This window comes from Wolbachia endosymbiont (group A) of Melitta haemorrhoidalis, assembly GCF_964273365.1.
Taxonomy (GTDB): domain Bacteria; phylum Pseudomonadota; class Alphaproteobacteria; order Rickettsiales; family Anaplasmataceae; genus Wolbachia; species Wolbachia pipientis.
This window is the reverse complement of sequence record NZ_OZ187004.1, coordinates 505,914-524,022: the sequence shown is the minus strand read 5'-3', so window position 1 is coordinate 524,022 and position 18,109 is coordinate 505,914. Positions and strand designations below refer to the sequence as shown.

The window sequence follows — 18,109 nt, the reverse complement described above, 5'->3', positions numbered from 1 at the left end:
AGGTTTATTGTTTGGAGATAAGGATTATATTAAGAAAGTGCTCTAACTTCAGCAATATCAATGTGAAAGTAGCCTAATGGTAATTTCTACACTTTGTGGAATTTTATAATATATAATAAACACAATTAAAACTATTACAACTTGAACACTTATGATCCCATTGTTCTAGTTCCCTGTTACAATTTTTACATTTCCAGCCTGGATCAGGCAAAGCTTCTGAGCCCATCTTGTTTAGCCAATAAATTACCTTGTCGTGTTCTTGCAATGTAACCTTGAGTTGTATTACAATAAAGTAGATTGACATGTAATTAGCTTTTTTCATAGCAGTGTCTAAATATTGACTTGCAAGATCATATTTACCTGAACTCATTGAGGACAAAGCAAGTAAACAGTAACTAAAATAATAATCAGGGCGTAAGTTGTATAGTCTTTCAGCACCTTTACTATTTAAATTGATGTACATTTTAGCTGACTGAGGAGTAGGATTTACTGTATACTCTGCCTCTAGCACTGCAGAAGCTTTTCTGATTTTTCCAAGTTTAATATATAATTCTGCCTTTAAATAATTGATGGGCTGAAAAATTGCACTATAACGTTGTGCTCTAAATAAAGACTTTATAGCCTCCTTAAAATTTCCTTTACTTTCATATTGCTTTGCTAAAGCGCAATAAAACACTGCAAACATTTCTTTATGATCAAAGGGGAGAAAAATATTGGACTTAACTGCTTCCTTCAACCTCAAAATTGCATTAATCCAATCTTCTTTCAATATGCAATGCTCTATTTGAAAGGGAATAGATAGCATTTTATCGTTAATTGAACTAGAGCAATATTCTATAAATTTTTGAAAGACTACTTTTTCTTGTTTGAGGTGGACAATCAGCTTATTGGCTAGAAGTAGAGCTAAGTTACGATTTTTATTTGCAATATTTGTTAAACCGTTACTGAAAAAGCTGTAATTTCCCGTCTTACCTGAGTTAAAGAGCTTTATTAAAGACAACCTATCGCTCTCCTCACTCAGACTTTTAACTAGCTTTTGGGCATTCTCTATATTGTCTAAGTCTATGCTAAAGAAAGCTTCAAAGAGAAGCAATTCTTCCCTATCCCTTCTTCTATTTCTTATGTTGGCAAATGTTGATGAAATGGAGGAAAAAAAGCGTACAAGTGTAATTAATAAAAATAATAAAACTACACAAGTAAAAATAATGAAATATAGATCAATACTTATAGTGTAATTGCCTAATTCCAATTTTATTACTTCACCACTTACCTTGACCCATATACCAAATAAAAACGAAAAAGCGAAAATTATAAAATAAATCATGAGATATATTGTAATAAGTGATGATATATTGTTGAAATATTCTTAGAAGCTACAATAAAACCATTCAATTTATTCAGCCATGGCTTGAATTCTGAATGCGTTAAATTGCTTACTGTAACAGTTATATTTTGCCAATCATTATCATTTATTGACTCCTCAATTTCTGCGAATTTTACTCTTAATGGATCATTTCGGTCGTCTACCTTTATCCAGTTTGAAATGATTTTTTTAGACAATGTACTTTTGTTGTAATCGATAGTATCAATAGTTTTTTCAAAAGATAACTTCAATTCGTGTAAGGTATTTATCTCTTTCAAATTTTCTAATTCATCTACTGCATTTTCTATCTCTGGATCGTCAAGCTCTGATATCAAAGGCTTTATTGAATTTATATGGTTATCAAATTTTGCTTCTCGCAATAACGAATTCTTCATTTTAACCACAAGTAATAGCAATTTTGCAAGGTTCTTACATCTTGAGTTATTATCACCTTGCTCACATTGAGTATGCTGACTTCTCTTGAGGTCAAATATCTTTTTTTCTATTCTAGATTGATTAACTTCAAGCAACATTCTAAATTCATCCATGTTTTCCGTTAAAGCTTTCACATTGTTTTCACTCTCTTGCTGATTTATTTTTAAAAAGATTATGTTATTTATTGTGATGTAACCGGTAAATAACAATACAATTAAGAACCAACCTATGTACTTTTGCTGAGTATCATTCATAACGTAGTATCTCCGCAGGATCTTGTGCAGCTGCCTGCAACGCAGGAGCAATTGTCGCTAAAAATGATAAGAGTAACGCAAGTGCAGAAATATTTACTACGTCTTGGGGTACTAATATCACTGGCAAACTTGAAAAAAAGTATATCATAGGATCAAACAGCTTGACGTTAGTAATGTTTTCTAAAAACACTCTAATGCTTTCGATATTGAGAGAAAAAACGACACCTATAATACAGCCAAGACAAGTTCCCGTAAAACCGATTAATAGACCACAAGCGCAAAATATACGCATAATGCTTCCACTTGTTGCACCAAATGTACGCATAATTGCAATCGCGGATTTCTTTTCTTGCACTATCATCATTAAATTTGAGATAATATTAAACGCTGCTACAACTATAATCAAAGTGAGAATTAAAAACATCACATTTCTTTCAGTTTTTAAAGCACTAAAATAATGGCTTTGCTGTGATTGCCAACTTTCAGCTTCCATTCCTATTTCTTTTTCTATAGCATCTGCCAGCTTATCAGCTCTAGTAACGTCGTCTACAAGTACTTCTATATTTTTTATGCTATTTTCATAATTAAAAAAGGCTTGTGCTGATTTTAGAGGCATATATATCAAGGTATTATCATACTCAAACATACCCATATCAAATATTGCTATAACTTTATATTTTTTCATTCGCGGCATTTCACCAAGTAATGCATCAAATTCTTCAGATGATATAAACGTAATTTCGTCGCCATAGTCAATGTTCAAAGCTTCTGCCAATCGTGCTCCTATTATTACCCCTTCATCAAAATTTTTTACATCACCTATAATTACATTATTTGTAACGGCAGTACTATCAAGCAAATCTTTAGTTGACACACCTCGCACTACGCTACCTGCAATTTTACCATTTGCTACAATAATAACTTGATCATTGGTCATAGGAGTAGCTTTTAATATACCAGGAATTCTCTCAATAGATTTTGAAACTGCGTAGTAATCTGAATTTATGTTCCTATCAAAATAAACGTTAATATGGCCATCAATGCCAAGTATTGAGTCAAGCAACTTTGCTCTGAATCCGTTCATCACAGACATCACCACTATTAGTGTTGCAACTCCAAGGGCAATGCCGATAATAGAGAACAAAGTCATTATAGAGCAAAATCTGGCATTTTTCGCTCGCAAATAGCAAGCAGCCATAGTAATTTCAAAGGCAATGGACATTACAAAATATTTTGAGGTTAAACATTATATTTTTGAAACTTCATATAATTGTAGACTTTTCTTTATTTGAAAACTAGAGATTTTTGCTTCCTTAAATTTAGCAGGCTTATAGAATATATTCAATACCTTAACACACAGCTATACGAACATTTGTTTTTGTTAAGGTAATTCATACAGTAAATGGTGTCATGCCAGTGCTTGACACTGGCATCTACCGTCTTAAACATCAAGATAAAAATTATTGTTTTTTATCATAGCATTTAAACAAATGATGATTTTTCTCATTACAGCAACTAAAGCGACTTTAGCGGCTTTGCCAGAGTCAACTAAACGCTGGTAAAATACTTTCATTTTTTTATTATGACGCATTGCAACCACAGCAGACATGTATAATGCTTTTCGAGCATAAAATCTGCCACCTATGATCTGGGCTTTGCTCACTTTCCTTCCGCTTTCACTAGTTTTTGGTGCAACTCCAACTAGACAAGCTATTTCCTTATTATCTAACCTGCCAAGTTCAGGTACCTCTATGAGTAGGATACTTGCGGTTTTCCGTCCAACACCTTTATAGCTAGTTAGCAGTTTGCTTTTTTCCTTCAAATCAGGATCAGAGTTTATTATATCTTCTATGTCTTGCCTAATTTGCTCTAATTGTTTTTTTGCAAATTCTATCTGTTTTTCTATATATTCCCTGGCTTTTCCTGTAACCTTATGCAAACGACACTTATTTGCGTGAACTTCATCGTTTAGATTGCGCTCAACTGCTCTTAGCTCTTTTAGTTCTTCTTGCTTTTGTGAAACTATGTATTCTACTACCTCGTCATTTTTTGTGATAAATTCAGCATATTTTTCTAGTAATTTTGCATCTAATTTATCTGTTTTTGCAAAGTGGTTGCAGGCTTTTGCAAATGCATATACCCGATTTGGGTGAGCTCTGTGAACAGCTATGTTATACAACTTTATGACAAGTTTTTCATAACCACCTGTTTACACATAACTTAACAAATACGTTAGCCATTTTTGACTTTATAAACTCAGATATAGCTGTCTCTACATTTTCTATACGCTGATGTTTATTGTTGATTGAGATATCAAGTGTTTCTTTTGAAACATCAATACCAATGAAAACTGTTCTAGCCATTTTTGTACCTATAAATATAATCAAATAATAATGTAACAGGATTGTGATTCGATCTTTTAGATCCCCCTACCGTTCGTACTCCATTTTTTAAAGCTAGGAGTGTACTGAGATGCCTACGATTTCTATCAATCAATCCAATTGACAGCTAGCTCATTATAGTCTTGCGACTTTGACTTAATATACAATCCAGGAAATTTTTGCTTGCAAATAAGTAAACTGATTTGGTGAGCGTAGAAAGCAGCTGATCTTATGCTGAATAAACGTTTTTGATGAGGTTGCATGAAAGCTGGATCCCAGTGTCGAAGCACTGGGATGACACCCTTCCCTGGTAGAGATTTGCCCTCAAATCACAATGTTCGTACAGTTATGACCTTAACATTAGAATTTCAAAATCTTCCATATACATCATCCAACCTCACTATATCATTATCAGATAAATGCTCTCCTATCTGAAATTCAACTATTTCAAGTGGAAAGCTTGTGCTTCTATTTTCAATCCTATGGGAAACTTCCCTTGGGATTTCTATCATATGGTCTTTTGCTATAGCATATTCTTTGTCTTCTAAACTAACATACCCAACTCCTGATAGCACTATATGGTATTCATCTCTATAGTGATGGAATTGCTTAGAAGTGCAGCTTAATGGATTGATAAAAAGATATTTTATAAGAAAATTTTCGCTCATTAAAATTATACTACAAAATCCCCATGGTTTAACTTCTTTCCTTATCACCTTTACTTTCTTAACTTTATGAATAAATGAAATTAGACTTTTGTTTGGTTGCTTACAAGCTCCACTCAATAAATTTTTATTACTTTCTGTCGTTGAAACTGGTTCTTTTTCTCTAATCACATGCTGAAATGATGCCGGTTCTTTACTAAACTTCTCACTCAATTCTAAAACTGAATTCCAAGTTCCAACATCCAACCAATCGAAATTAGCTTCTATCATTGCAACGTTTTTTGCTTTCTCCATCACCAAGTAATCAATGGATATGCCTTCAATTCCTGCAAAATCTCGTTGTTTTAAATACAGAAATCTCTCTTGCGGTGTGAAATATTTAAAACATAAATTGTAAAGATTCGGGGCAGATTTTTTAATCTCATCTATGTAGCGTTTTGCTTTAAACACAAATATTCCAGAGTTCCAATAATGATCGTTACTTAACTTACGCTCGGGCTTTTCTGTAAAATCTTTCACTATATGACATTTTTCTTTCTGATCATATACTGCATTTATATAGCCGTATTCAGAATTGAATTCATGAGGCTTAACCCCAAAAGTGACTATAGAGTTAGTTTCAGAGGCTAACTTAGACGCTTTTTGAGTAGAAGCATAAAAACTATTCAAATCACCTATAAAATGGTCTGAAGGCAGAATTAACATTGTCTCGTTTTCATTGCAGAGAAGTGCAGCAATTAATATTGCCGCTGCTGTTCCAATTTTCACTGGTTCGAAAATCACTTTATATTCTTGCAGTGCATGCAATTCCTCCATCACTAATGACTCGTACTGTATATTTGTAGCAATTATGGGCGGCATATAATCGCTTTTTAGCCTCAACAAAGTGTTGTGAAACATAGTGTTCTGACTAAATATTTTCTGAAATTGCTTTGGCTTAGATAAAGGCCAAAGTCTGCTACCACTACCACCACACAATATTACAGGGCGCATTTAGTTAAGATATTAATTAAATAATTAATATCTTATACTGAGGGCAAAATACATGCAAGTTTTTGTTGTGGAATAGTTAATAAAGAAAGTAAATGTTGATTTAAAGTAATTGCTAATGAGAGTGATCATGTGTAGCGCCTTGCCCTTGCTGTGAATTTCTTCTATTTTGTAATTCCTCAACATGACCTTTTCTTTTATCACTTAATATTTCATTACCCTTATTTTGTTCTTCCTCAGGACTCTTTAGTATTTCATTACTCTTGCTAACTTCTTTATCATCCCCTTGTTTCTTTGGCCTTCTAGCGTTAAGCTCATCCCATGTGCCCACTAGTGAATCACGATTCCCATGATCCGGCTTTAGCCTTTCTTCACCTTTAATAACATTAAAGTCACTTTTTGCTTCTTCCAAACATCCTTTCAGTTGGTGTTTCCACATGGTGTAGTAAGCATCACCATATTTTTTCTCATTTGCTACAAACAATAAAATTGGAGCCTTAAGTATGGTAGCTCCCATATCCACTAAATTTTTTACTGCCATTGCAGGAGTAAATAAAAGATAACCAAAAGACTTTGCAATTGGGTTTTGTTCGCTTATTAAATGCTCCCCTAACTTTATAGGAAGAGAAGTCAACAATTTAGTACAAACTTTAGCTAAACTTGTAGCAAAAACGATAGGAACAGATATAAGACTTTTATCTAGCTCTAGATTACCATTCTGATCTCTAATTTCTGAAAAATGGGTGCTTAGCTTCTTGTAATCACTAGTGTATAATAATTCTCCATTTCTTCCTTTTTCATCAACAACTTCCTGAACTTTACCTTCTTTATTTTTTACCTCTTTAGTTAGCACAGAAGAATTAGTTAATTCAAATGGATATTGAGGATCCTTAGTTTTTTCAGCTTCAAAAATTGGCACGTGTTTTTTCAAATCCATTCTCGAAAAGCCTAATGGCTCAAAATATGACTTATGCAACTCATTTATCGGAATTTGCTTACCCTGATTGTCTATATAATTGATAGTAAAATAAGATCTATCATTATCTTTATCTTTGGTAACTAAAGATAATCTGAAACTTGGTTGTTCTCCATTCTCATCTTTTTGACCATACAAAAGTTTATAGGTTGGATTTTTATCTTTATCTAGTATAGCATTTCCATGCATATCCCTGTTTTCTATGATTTTAGCAGACTGTACAATTTGATCATAATTTTTTGGATACTGGCATTTCCTTCCATCATACATCATTACCTTTCTAAGGTCTTCGACGTAAACTTGAGATTCAGGTGAAGTAAGCAGACCTTTTGCTTTAAGTGTAAGATCTATTGCTCCCTTTTTTAATGCTTCAAACATATTGTCAAACCAAAATCGCTATAATGCTATAGTTCAATAATAAAACTAGTACACTAATAATATATTAACACAGCACCGGTGATTTTACAAGAAAATATGCCTGTAGAAGATAAAGATTGTAAAAGCGAGGGTTATATAAGTAATGCTTGATAAGTACTTTATGCATGTAATTGTAAAAATCCTCAAAGGTACGCTGTGTATATAATCTTCGCATACTACCTGCATTCCAAGAACTGCGTGCCAAAAAATGCAAAACAACAATACAACAAAAAATAAAAGCTCTAGAGGGTGATTAATAAATTTTTCACTAAAAGACAAAGAGCTATCAGTATAAAATGTGCAAGAAAATGAATAGATAAACCAAGGAAACAGGAACAGTAAAATTACCGCAGAAACACGCTGAACCCACCAATGATGTACTGAATTTCCAGACTGACTCATATAAACATAAATAAAAAAGCCATAGTAGAAAGAAGTAGCGTTACTGTCAGCAGTATAGCACTCCTTGAAACGCCAGTAATTTCTAAATTAAGCCCAACATCCCACAATAAATGACGAATACCATTAAGAAAATGATATACAAAACTTATAAAACATAAGACATAAGCTAATTTAGCAACAGGAGTGAATAATAATGCATTTAAGTACCTTACTATAAGTAACTCAGGAAAGTAAACATGTAATATGAAATACCAAGAAAGTATCATTAATAAAAGGAATAGCAAGATACCAGTCAATCTATGCATAATAGAGAAAAAACTAGTAACTTGTACTTTATATATTTGTAAATGTGGAGAAAGAGGTCTATCACTCATAAAATTCCGTTATCGGGAAATTAAAATAAAGTAGAAGTAAAGACAGCAGTATAGCACATAACAACACCATCATTAAAAATGGTAAATTATGTGCAAAGCCTAAGGAGGTAATCCAGCTGCAGATTCCCCTACTGCTACCTTGTTACGACTTCACCCCAGTCACCGATCCCACTTTAAATAACTCCCTCCTTGCGGTTAGGTCGTTAGCTTCGAGTGAAACCAATTCCCATGGCGTGACGGGCAGTGTGTACAAGACCCGAGAACGTATTCACCGTGGCGTGCTGATCCACGATTACTAGCGATTCCAACTTCATGCACTCGAGTTGCAGAGTACAATCCGAACTGAGATGGCTTTTAAGGGATTAGCTTAGCCTCGCGACTTTGCAGCCCATTGTAGCCACCATTGTAGCACGTGTGTAGCCCACTCCATAAGGGCCATGATGACTTGACATCATCCCCACCTTCCTCCAGTTTATCACTGGCAGTTTCCTTAAAGTCCCCAGCATTACCTGATGGTAACTAAGGATGAGGGTTGCGCTCGTTGCGGGACTTAACCCAACATCTCACGACACGAGCTGACGACAGCCATGCAACACCTGTGTGAAACCCGGCCGAACCGACCCTATCCCTTCGAATAGGTATAATTTCCATGTCAAGGAGTGGTAAGGTTTTTCGCGTTGCATCGAATTAAACCACATGCTCCACCGCTTGTGCGGGTCCCCGTCAATTCCTTTGAGTTTTAATCTTGCGACCGTAGTCCCCAGGCGGAATGTTTAACGCGTTAGCTGTAATACAGAAAGTAAAACTTCCCATATTTAACATTCATCGTTTACAGCGTGGACTACCAGGGTATCTAATCCTGTTTGCTCCCCACGCCTTCGCGCCTCAGCGTCAGATTTGAACCAGATAGACGCCTTCGCCACTGGTGTTCCTCCTAATATTTACGAATTTCACCTCTACACTAGGAATTCCTCTATCCTCTTTCAATCTCTAGATTAGCAGTTTTAAAAGCAATTCCAAGGTTGAGCCTTGGGATTTCACTTTTAACTTACTAATCCGCCTACGCGCCCTTTACGCCCAATAATTCCGAATAACGCTAGCCCTCTCCGTATTACCGCGGCTGCTGGCACGGAGTTAGCCAGGACTTCTTCTGTGAGTACCGTCATTATCTTCCTCACTAAAAGAGCTTTACAACCCAAAGGCCTTCTTCACTCATGCGGCATGGCTGGATCAGGCTTTCGCCCATTGTCCAATATTCCCCACTGCTGCCTCCCGTAGGAGTCTGGACCGTATCTCAGTTCCAGTGTGGCTGATCATCCTCTCAGATCAGCTATAGATCATTGCCTTGGTAGGCTATTACTCCACCAACTAGCTAATCTAATATAGGCTCATCTAATAGCAATAAATTTTTCCCCCGTAGGGCGTATACGGTATTAGTTGCCGTTTCCAACAATTATTCCGTACTACTAGGTAGATTCCTATACATTACTCACCCGTCTGCCACTAAGTTATACCATAGCAAGCTACAATATAACTCCGTTCGACTTGCATGTGTTAGGCCTGCCGCCAGCGTTCATTCTGAGCCAGGATCAAACTCTCAAATTTAGACTTCAACCTATAAAAGGTTGAGGGTACATCGGATAAATCCGACAAAAAATAATTTAGCTTAATACTGCTGTCTTTATTTCTACTTTAGAAATATTTTAATCTCCAACTATTCAAACAACTTTAAGAATATTATTATGTGATATAATCACTATGTCAATATGTTTTTGCAAATCAAAAGCATTAATGTATAAATATATAACTATTTGGAATATTACCATGAAAAAATACATCTTTCTGCTTGCACTCGCGCCAATGTTAGTTGGCATCACATTATACTTATTGCGCAACATTGATAACACAAAACAATCTATAACTGCAGGTGACAAGTTTTACGAAGTATTATTCTTAAAAAAAGATAATAAGCCGCTGCTAGAAGAAATAGATTCAAATTGGGAGTATTTAGCAAATTTTGAACGCGCATTCAATCATATCTCAGATTCAATGCCAACAGACACAGCATCTATTTATAATGATTTGGCAGATGATAAAGATGCTCCTAATGTTTTGCGTGAGTTAGCACAATATTTAGAAGTAATGAGCTTACTTCACTCCAACGGTGAAAAAATAAATAAAGACAAAATTGATAATTTAGAATCAAGCACAGTGTATCCTTATTCAAGCCAAGAAGCTATTGCTGTAGTAAAGATACACAATAACGACGTTAAGGGTGCAACTGAAATATTGCGTTCCCTATTAAATGATAGAAAATGCCCTATCCTAATCAAAGCTAATGCACAAGAATTACTCAGGATATATGGGAGTTAACTCATTGGACTTTTTGCATAGCTTTTGGCAGCGCATCGGATGAAACGAAAAAACTTACTTGACACCCTTCGCCAGCGCCCTTATCATGATAGTGAAGCTATTGTATTTGCTTTCGCCAATCTGCAGATTAAAAGGTAAGGATTACTTAATGTATCGGCGTCTTATGTTCAATTTTTTGCAGTATATAGATACTGTATGTCTTTACAAAACTTCATCTACATCTAGATTTTTATCTAAATAAGCTGAACGCGCTTATAAAGCGTTACAAGACATCAAAAAATGCCAATACTCGACAGAGATAGTAAAAGACTAGCTAACTCGGGGGTTCTTTGTCTTTTTTTCTGCTTAGTAAACTTCTTAAACATTTGCAGCGTAAGTTAGTTGCAATTAAAAGCAGCTTAATCTTGCTTGTCAAGCGTTTAAAACATAAAAAACGCCAATATTTTAAAGCGGATAATAACCCCAGGGCTTCTTTTGCCTTTTTTTTCATTTGGTAAATTTCTTAATATTTATGGCTAAAGATTGCACGAATGTTGCAATTACAAAAACGATTTCTACTAGGGTGTCATCCCAGTGCGTGACACTGGAATCCAGCCTTTATTATGCAGCCACTTGGTTGAAATTAAGTCTTCTGGATCCCAGTGTCAGCTACTTGGATGACACCATTCTTTTTCCTGGATCCAAGTAGTCAGGGCACTGGGATGACAGCTACCCTGACAATCGTCATCCCGCTGCTTGTTAGCGGATACCGCGGCGGTATGACGTAGAAGTTATACTTTTATGCTTACCAACTTAATAAAATTCCTGGATTCCAGTGTCAGCTACTTTCATGACACCAACAGTTGATATTGGTTTGTTGCTTTGCTAGCCAACTACTAGCTATGCCTCAAGTTTCCTATTCAAAATTTTCAATATCAAATCCAATTCATTTGGATTATCATACCGTATCATAACTTTACCCTTAGAATTGTTGTCATTAATTTTGATCTTTAAACCAAGTTGAGAAGATATAGCGCCTTCTATTACTGTCATATCTTGATTTCTAGTATATCTCTGCTCTTTTTGATTGTTGTTTTGATGTAGGTCCTTTATCAGTTTTTCAGTTTGTCTAACGCTTAAGCCCTGAGAAACTATTTTTTCTGCAATACTTTCCGCATTTTCAACATTAATCAACGCTCTTGCATGACCCATAGACAATTTTTTCTCATTGATCATTGTTTTCACCCTATCAGGGAGCAACAACATCCGAATCATATTGGTTATGTGGCTGCGGCTTTTGCCTATAGCTGAAGCTAATTCCTCATGTGTATAGAAAAACTCATCTATCAGTTTTCTGTAAGCTTCACCTTCCTCTATTGGATTAATATCTTGCCTTTGTATGTTTTCAATAATGGATACTTCCAAGCATTCCTTGTCGCTCAGATCTTTTATGATAACCGGTGCACTATCAAGATTTGCAATCTTGCTTGCTCGCCAACGACGTTCTCCAGCTATTATTTCATAACCATCATCATTTGAATCTTTGCGTACCACGATAGGCTGTATAATGCCACTTTTCTTTATCGAATTTGCAAGTTCTCTTAATGACTCCTCGTCAAAATGTTTCCTCGGTTGAAATTTGCTTGGGTGCAGTAATGAAATAGGCAAATGCTCTTGTCGATCTTCTTTATTATCATAATTATCGCCTATGAGGCCGGCAAGACCTCTGCCGAGGCGTCTATCATCCTTCATACTACGCCCTCGCTTACTAGTTTCTTCTCCTTACAACTGCTCGCGTGCTTTTTTAAAATTTCCCTTGCCAAACTTATATATGCTTGTGCACCAGGACACTTAAGATCATACACAATAGCGGGTTTTCCATGAGAAGGCGCTTCTGATAACCGTACGTTACGTGGAATAACAGTCTCATACAATGGGATGATAGTTTTGTATACTTTATCATTTAAATACTGGCAAATATCGTTTTTAATCTGTTCACTGAGTTTGTTGCGCCTGTCATACATTGTTAACACTATCCCTTCTATTGCCAAAAAAGGGTTTAGGTTATTCCTTTTTATTAGCTCCACAGTTTTAACTAAATGGCTTAATCCTTCCAGAGCAAAAAATTCACACTGAAGAGGAACAATAATAGAATTAGCAGCAGTCAAAGCATTTATGGTCAGAAGCCCAAGTGATGGAGGGCAATCGATGATTATATACTCATAATTATCGCGTATCTTCTCCAATGCGCTTTTTAGTACGAATTTTCCTCGCTCAAGTTGCGATAATTCAATTTCTGCAGCTGACAAATCAACTACTGACGAAATTAGCGATAAATTCGGAATTTCCTTTATATTGAAAATTGCCGATTCTATCAATTTATTTTCGCTGCTTAGTAGTATTTTGTATATGTTTTTTTCTTCCCTACTACGATAAGAAATCCCGAGTCCGGTGCTAGCATTTCCTTGAGGATCAAGATCTACCAATAAAGTGCTTTTTCCCACAGCAGCAAAGGCTGTCGATAAATTTATACTAGTTGTGGTTTTGCCAACTCCACCCTTTTGATTTACTATTGCAATAATCTTGCTCACGCCTTTTATCTTATGTATAAAATAATTCTATTGTATATATGCAAGAAACTTTTGCATTAGAAAATTTTTTTGTTGTTAACCACACTAAAATTAGACTGTCTTTTTTGCTTTGTGTAACACACTTTGAACCTTGTTTCCTAATTCATTCAGAGTGAATGGTTTTGGCAAAAAGTGAAAATCTTCTATATTGATGTCATCACTCTTTAAAAAAGCATCTTCTGCATACCCAGAAATAAAAATAACGTTGATATTTGGCCTATAGATCAATGCTTCTTTAACTATTTCTGGGCCGCTCACCTCTGGCATGATTACATCAGTGATTATAAGATCTATGTGTTGACTTTTTTTACTGATTATTTCTAGCGCCTCGCCGCCTATGCTTGCTTCTATTACATCAAATCCTTTTCTTTTGAGTGCTTTAGAGATGAATTCCCTTACTGAATCTTCATCTTCGATTAATAAAATTATACCATTACCTTTAATTTCACTTACTACCGGTTTTTCTGTTTCTTCACTATCTTCCTCTCTATCATTTTCATCTGATATGTAAACCATGGGCAAAAATATGCTAAATTTAGTTCCATGATTTACTTTGCTAGCAACATAGATGTATCCTTCAGTTTGTTTAATAATGCCATATACAGTAGAGAGGCCAAGACCTGTACCAGAGGTAATATCTTTGGTAGAAAAAAATGGATCAAAGATCTTTTCAGTTGTATCACTCGTCATTCCACATCCAGTATCAATTACTTCAATCACAACATAATTTCCATGTTCAATCGCTTCCTTGTCTGGAGAAAACATATCCTGAGGTGTAGAATTTAATGAGTCAATCTTTTGATTAAAGGTTTGTATAGTTAATTCTCCGCCCTTTTCCATAGCAGCACTAGCATTGACTGCTAAGTTAAGTATAACTTGCTCTAATTGCCCTTGATCAGCCCTAACAGCACCCAAGTCTCTACCATAATAAATATTAAATTTTATATTTTCACCTATTAATCTTTTTATCATTTCATAAAGATTAGCTATAGTATTATTTACATCAATAATTTTTGGCTGCAAGGTCTGTCTTCTTGAGAAAGCAAGCAATTGTCTTACTAAATTTGATCCACGCTTTGCATTTTGCTGTATCTGTATTATATCTCCAAAAGATGGGTCACCAGCTGAGTGTTGGAGTAAAAGCAAATCGCAAAATCCTATTATCCCAGTCAATATATTGTTGAAATCATGCGCAATACCACCTGCTAACTGCCCTATAGCTTGCATCTTTTGATAATGCTCAAGCTTTATCTCTAGGTTTTTGTGTTCAGTATTGTCAATAAAATAACAAAGTATGAAGATCATTTTATTATGAAGAAACTTATTGAAATATATTTTTATGTTATTACCGCCGTTGAGCTGTACATCAAAAGACGCATTATTTATTCTATTACTCGAAAAATATTCACGTATTTTCACATGATAACTATCCAATATCAACGTAAAGATTGAATTATTATCTGACCCTGCAAGCTTTATTAGTGCCGTATTTTTCTTTACAAAGTTGCCGTTTATGTCACATTGTGCAATAGCAATTGATGAATTTGCAAAACAAGGGTGTAATTGATAATCAACAATATTTGATTCGGTTGGTGTTATAAAGCCATATATATAGCTATGGTTGTATTTATCACAAAATATAGCAGTGCTCATATAAGCCTTGAATGGAATACCACTTATAGTAAAAAACAAAATTTCATTATCGGTTGTTGTATTGTTATATTTAGATTGAGATATAAAATCACTGATTGAGCTACCTTTTTCCAGTTTTTTTAGTTCAAATATGTCTAAAAATCTTTTATTTACAGATAAAATCACCCCTTTGGCATTTGCAATGTAAGTTCCTATGCTGTGTTTTTCTATTAACTCTTCATATATCTGCTCCTTGTTTATCTGTGTTGCTTTTAATACAAAATACCCATCTGGCCTTGCTATTGGCACTAATGATAAATTTAAAATCTTATTACTATTTATAGCAATTTGGGGATTATCTGGTATCGGCTCAAAGAGCAAAAGAAAGTTAGATACTCTATTCTTCTTGTTTAAGGAAATGCATACCTGTACAGAAGAGTTATTTTTTAGTGCATGATAGAGTACTTTTTTGTCTGCTTCTGAAACATCTCCTATTTCAAGAATCTTGCCTAACGTAATGTCATCATCTATATGATCTTTAAACCTTTCGTAGAACCTTGCGTCAGCATAAATAATACCTTCATCTTTATGTAAAATAAGGCAAAATTCTGTATTATGATTTAGTGCATTTGCAAATATTGCATTTTGAAATTCTATAGTATTAAGTAGGTATCTGTAGCGTTTTACATTATACATCATAAAGAGAGTTGTTAGAATGCTAACTAATAAATTAATCTCTATATTAATATGCTGACTATATATATCAAAAAAGTAGAGTATCGATATTGCTACTGGAGGTAAGAGCATAATAACTGCCATCACAACAATTGACATTCCATAATTTCTTAGTATGAAGTCAACCCTGTTCTCTTTTTTGTTATCTATGTATCTTTTATTCATTATTGTTACTTGGCATTGTTGTACATACGAAAATGTTCTATTATATTGATTTAATTATTATAGATTTATTAACGTCTTTGATAGATAATTATCATCCAAATCTAATTAAGTTCCTTAAATATCAGATATAACAATGTTAATAAGCTAGCAAGAGGATATTATGGAAAAACAAAAAACACAAGCATTTAAATGGTTCTGTGCACTAAGAGATAAGATTATAGAATCTTTCTTATTAATTGAAAAACAATCATCCGCAGAGCCAAAAATCGAAAAGAGAAAGTGGGATCGCCCAGGTGGTGGAGGTGGTGAATCTACAATTATTTTTGGTAATGTTTTTGAAAAAGTTGGAGTAAACGTTTCAAAAGTACACGGAAAATTTGCAGATTCAGCCATTAATGAAATTCCTGGTGCAAGTGAAAGTAACGGAGAGTTCTGGGCAAGCGGTATATCTTTAGTGTCTCATATGCAATCGCCCCTTATCCCTGCAGCACATATGAACACAAGGCTGATATATACTTCAAAACAATGGTTTGGTGGAGGAATGGATTTTACGCCAATATATAAAAATGAAGAAGATTGCAAGTATATCCATGAATCAATCAAAATGACATGTGATAGATTTGACACCGGATATTATCCAAAATTTAAAGAGCAATGTGACAATTATTTTTTCTTACAACACAGAAAAGAGCCACGTGGTATTGGTGGCATTTTCTATGATAATCTGAGTTCTGGCAACTGGGAAAACGTTTTTGAGTTCACAAAAGCAGTAGGTGAAGCCTTTTTGGAAATTTATTCGCACGTCATACGTAAACATATGCAAAAATCTTGGACAAAAGAACAACGAGAAAATCAATTAATAAAACGTGGCAGATATGTAGAATTCAATCTGTTATACGATCGTGGCACAAGGTTTGGTTTAATGACTGACGGCAATCCAGATGCAATTATGATGTCAATGCCACCACTTGTTAAGTGGTTATAGAGAGCTGCTATTAGTAGAAAATAAATCATCATAGTTTAAAATTGTACCATGGTAGTGAGCTTTTATATAGGGGGTATAATCATGGGCATAATAGATAATTTTTTAATTAAATCTGTCAAAAACAATGACATAAAAGATGTTAAACTGACTCTAATTCTCTATGATGCATTAAATAGTTTTAGAAAATTCTTTTCAAAGACTATGTCTCTCAAGAATACAGGATCATTTGATATAAATAATAATCAAGCTTTAAATCAGGCTTTAGGACATGCTACAGATCACAAAATAATGGAATTGCTGATTAATCGTGGAGCTGATATCCACTCAATAGATGAGAATGGAAAGAATGTTATAATTCGTGTTATTGAGAGTTTAGCAGAATCAAAAAATCTAAAATTGGATAGTGAGAAAAACTTACCAGCAGAGATAATTCTTCACCCCACAGTTTCCTTTTTACTAGGAAAAGGCGCAGAGTATTATTCTACAGATGATTTGAATGTTGAAGCTATACAACAAAAACCTCCTAGAACCTCTGAATATGAGCCAATAACTATGTACGCTGAGGTGAACAACAATGTAATACCACCTCAAAAACCTTCTAGAACTTTTGAGTATAAGCCAAAGAGCACTAATTATGATGCTTTGCCTTCAAAAGAGCCAATTTACGCTGAGGTGTATGATGCTAAGGTTAGTAACTCATTAGGGGAGAATGGTTATTTGAGTGTATCAGAAGAATCTATTTATGCTGAAATATATGATTCACATAAAAAATCCACTGAAAATTTATCATTGGAAGATAGTGGTTATTTGAGTATATCAGAAGAACCTATTTATTGCACTATAGATGATCTTTCAGAACAAAAAAAGCCTACTAGCCTAAAACAGAAAGAGCCAGAACAGTCGTCAGAACCTATTTATGCTAGGGTAGATTTGTCCAAGAAAAGAGCAGAAAGAAAAGCAAAAGACATAAAAGCTAATTCTGGAACTTGCCATGGGTTAGTGCAAGATAAAGTGAATGATTGGCAAGTGAAGCTAAATGAGCTAAGTGCTAATAAGTCGATAAGTCAGCAACAGACTAATGATCAAAAAATTAAGACCAAGGCTGGCTTTAGTGTAGAAGAAATAAGGCAGAAATATGAGCGTAGAGATTCTGGCTACGATTCTGGCTATGATTCCGATACAAAAGTTGAACAACAATTAGAATTAGCTCCTAAATCTGAGATAGGTTCAGTGAGTATTGAGCATGGAGTAATAGGAGGCTGTCGATATAAGATTACTGATATATCCCTCTAACTATGTGATTCAAAATAATTGAATTGACTTTATATATGTAATCGATATAACCTAGTTAGA

16 protein-coding genes and 1 rRNA gene are annotated in these 18,109 nt (G+C 34.6%); 4 read left to right on the top strand and 13 right to left on the bottom strand.

Going from position 1 to position 18,109, the window contains the following annotated elements; translation table 11 throughout:
* Window positions 1-103 precede the first annotated feature (103 nt).
* The 10 genes from ACICPZ_RS02725 to ACICPZ_RS02680 form a co-directional block, all read right to left on the bottom strand.
* Entirely contained in the window at window positions 104-1,324 is a 1,221-nt protein-coding gene (locus ACICPZ_RS02725; RefSeq protein WP_007548692.1) for a hypothetical protein, read from the bottom strand.
* Window positions 1,321-2,052 (bottom strand): hypothetical protein, encoded by a 732-nt coding sequence (locus tag ACICPZ_RS02720; RefSeq protein ID WP_038250643.1) that lies wholly within the window; start codon window positions 2,050-2,052, stop codon window positions 1,321-1,323. Before ACICPZ_RS02720 ends, ACICPZ_RS02725 begins: the two co-directional genes overlap by 4 nt.
* On the bottom strand, window positions 2,045-3,274 hold the full coding sequence (locus ACICPZ_RS02715; protein ID WP_264373629.1) for a lipoprotein-releasing ABC transporter permease subunit: 1,230 nt from the start codon (window positions 3,272-3,274) through the stop codon (window positions 2,045-2,047). The genes ACICPZ_RS02720 and ACICPZ_RS02715 overlap by 8 nt, the downstream gene beginning before the upstream one ends.
* A gap of 219 nt (window positions 3,275-3,493) precedes the next feature.
* Entirely contained in the window at window positions 3,494-4,231 is a 738-nt protein-coding gene (locus ACICPZ_RS02710; RefSeq protein WP_065095108.1) for an IS110 family transposase, read from the bottom strand.
* 16 nt (window positions 4,232-4,247) lie between these two features.
* Window positions 4,248-4,415 (bottom strand): hypothetical protein, encoded by a 168-nt coding sequence (locus ACICPZ_RS02705; protein ID WP_156518135.1) that lies wholly within the window; start codon window positions 4,413-4,415, stop codon window positions 4,248-4,250.
* A 386-nt stretch (window positions 4,416-4,801) separates the two neighbouring features.
* Window positions 4,802-6,091 (bottom strand): sugar phosphate nucleotidyltransferase, encoded by a 1,290-nt coding sequence (locus ACICPZ_RS02700; RefSeq protein WP_264373628.1) that lies wholly within the window; start codon window positions 6,089-6,091, stop codon window positions 4,802-4,804.
* Between the two features lie 112 nt (window positions 6,092-6,203).
* Window positions 6,204-7,442: a hypothetical protein gene (locus ACICPZ_RS02695; RefSeq protein WP_010082038.1), complete on the bottom strand. Its 1,239-nt coding sequence runs from the start codon at window positions 7,440-7,442 to the stop codon at window positions 6,204-6,206.
* Window positions 7,443-7,526: 84 nt separating this feature from the next.
* Window positions 7,527-7,883: a succinate dehydrogenase, hydrophobic membrane anchor protein gene (gene sdhD, locus ACICPZ_RS02690; RefSeq protein WP_010963113.1), complete on the bottom strand. Its 357-nt coding sequence runs from the start codon at window positions 7,881-7,883 to the stop codon at window positions 7,527-7,529.
* On the bottom strand, window positions 7,880-8,257 hold the full coding sequence (gene sdhC, locus ACICPZ_RS02685) for a succinate dehydrogenase, cytochrome b556 subunit (RefSeq protein WP_010963112.1): 378 nt from the start codon (window positions 8,255-8,257) through the stop codon (window positions 7,880-7,882). Before sdhC ends, sdhD begins: the two co-directional genes overlap by 4 nt.
* 100 nt (window positions 8,258-8,357) lie before the next feature.
* Window positions 8,358-9,862 (bottom strand): 16S ribosomal RNA (locus ACICPZ_RS02680).
* Between the two features lie 153 nt (window positions 9,863-10,015).
* Between ACICPZ_RS02680 and ACICPZ_RS02675 the strand changes: the two genes are divergently transcribed.
* Together ACICPZ_RS02675 and ACICPZ_RS06530 are read left to right on the top strand one after the other, a co-directional pair.
* On the top strand, window positions 10,016-10,630 hold the full coding sequence (locus tag ACICPZ_RS02675) for a hypothetical protein (protein WP_155969120.1): 615 nt from the start codon (window positions 10,016-10,018) through the stop codon (window positions 10,628-10,630).
* Window positions 10,631-11,141: 511 nt separating this feature from the next.
* Window positions 11,142-11,318, top strand: a complete 177-nt coding sequence (locus ACICPZ_RS06530; RefSeq protein ID WP_410176927.1) for a hypothetical protein — start codon at window positions 11,142-11,144, stop codon at window positions 11,316-11,318.
* 191 nt (window positions 11,319-11,509) lie between these two features.
* Here ACICPZ_RS06530 and ACICPZ_RS02665 read toward each other — a convergent pair whose 3' ends face one another.
* The 3 genes from ACICPZ_RS02665 to ACICPZ_RS02655 all read right to left on the bottom strand — a co-directional run bounded on the left by ACICPZ_RS02665 (window position 11,510) and on the right by ACICPZ_RS02655 (window position 15,771).
* The gene (locus ACICPZ_RS02665; RefSeq protein ID WP_006279814.1) at window positions 11,510-12,361 is read right to left on the bottom strand and encodes a ParB/RepB/Spo0J family partition protein; all 852 of its coding nucleotides are present in this window, start codon (window positions 12,359-12,361) and stop codon (window positions 11,510-11,512) included.
* Entirely contained in the window at window positions 12,358-13,200 is an 843-nt protein-coding gene (locus ACICPZ_RS02660) for a ParA family protein (RefSeq protein ID WP_006280226.1), read from the bottom strand. Before ACICPZ_RS02660 ends, ACICPZ_RS02665 begins: the two co-directional genes overlap by 4 nt.
* A 90-nt stretch (window positions 13,201-13,290) precedes the next feature.
* Complete coding sequence (locus ACICPZ_RS02655) at window positions 13,291-15,771, bottom strand: ATP-binding protein (protein ID WP_264373627.1); 2,481 nt, start codon at window positions 15,769-15,771, stop codon at window positions 13,291-13,293.
* A gap of 160 nt (window positions 15,772-15,931) precedes the next feature.
* On the opposite strand from ACICPZ_RS02655, the gene hemF reads away from it, so the two are divergent.
* Complete coding sequence (gene hemF / locus ACICPZ_RS02650; RefSeq protein ID WP_065106807.1) at window positions 15,932-16,756, top strand: oxygen-dependent coproporphyrinogen oxidase; 825 nt, start codon at window positions 15,932-15,934, stop codon at window positions 16,754-16,756.
* Window positions 16,757-16,804: 48 nt separating this feature from the next.
* Window positions 16,805-18,049, top strand: coding sequence for a hypothetical protein (locus tag ACICPZ_RS02645; RefSeq protein WP_395462139.1), 1,245 nt, complete (start codon window positions 16,805-16,807; stop codon window positions 18,047-18,049).
* Window positions 18,050-18,109 lie beyond the last annotated feature (60 nt).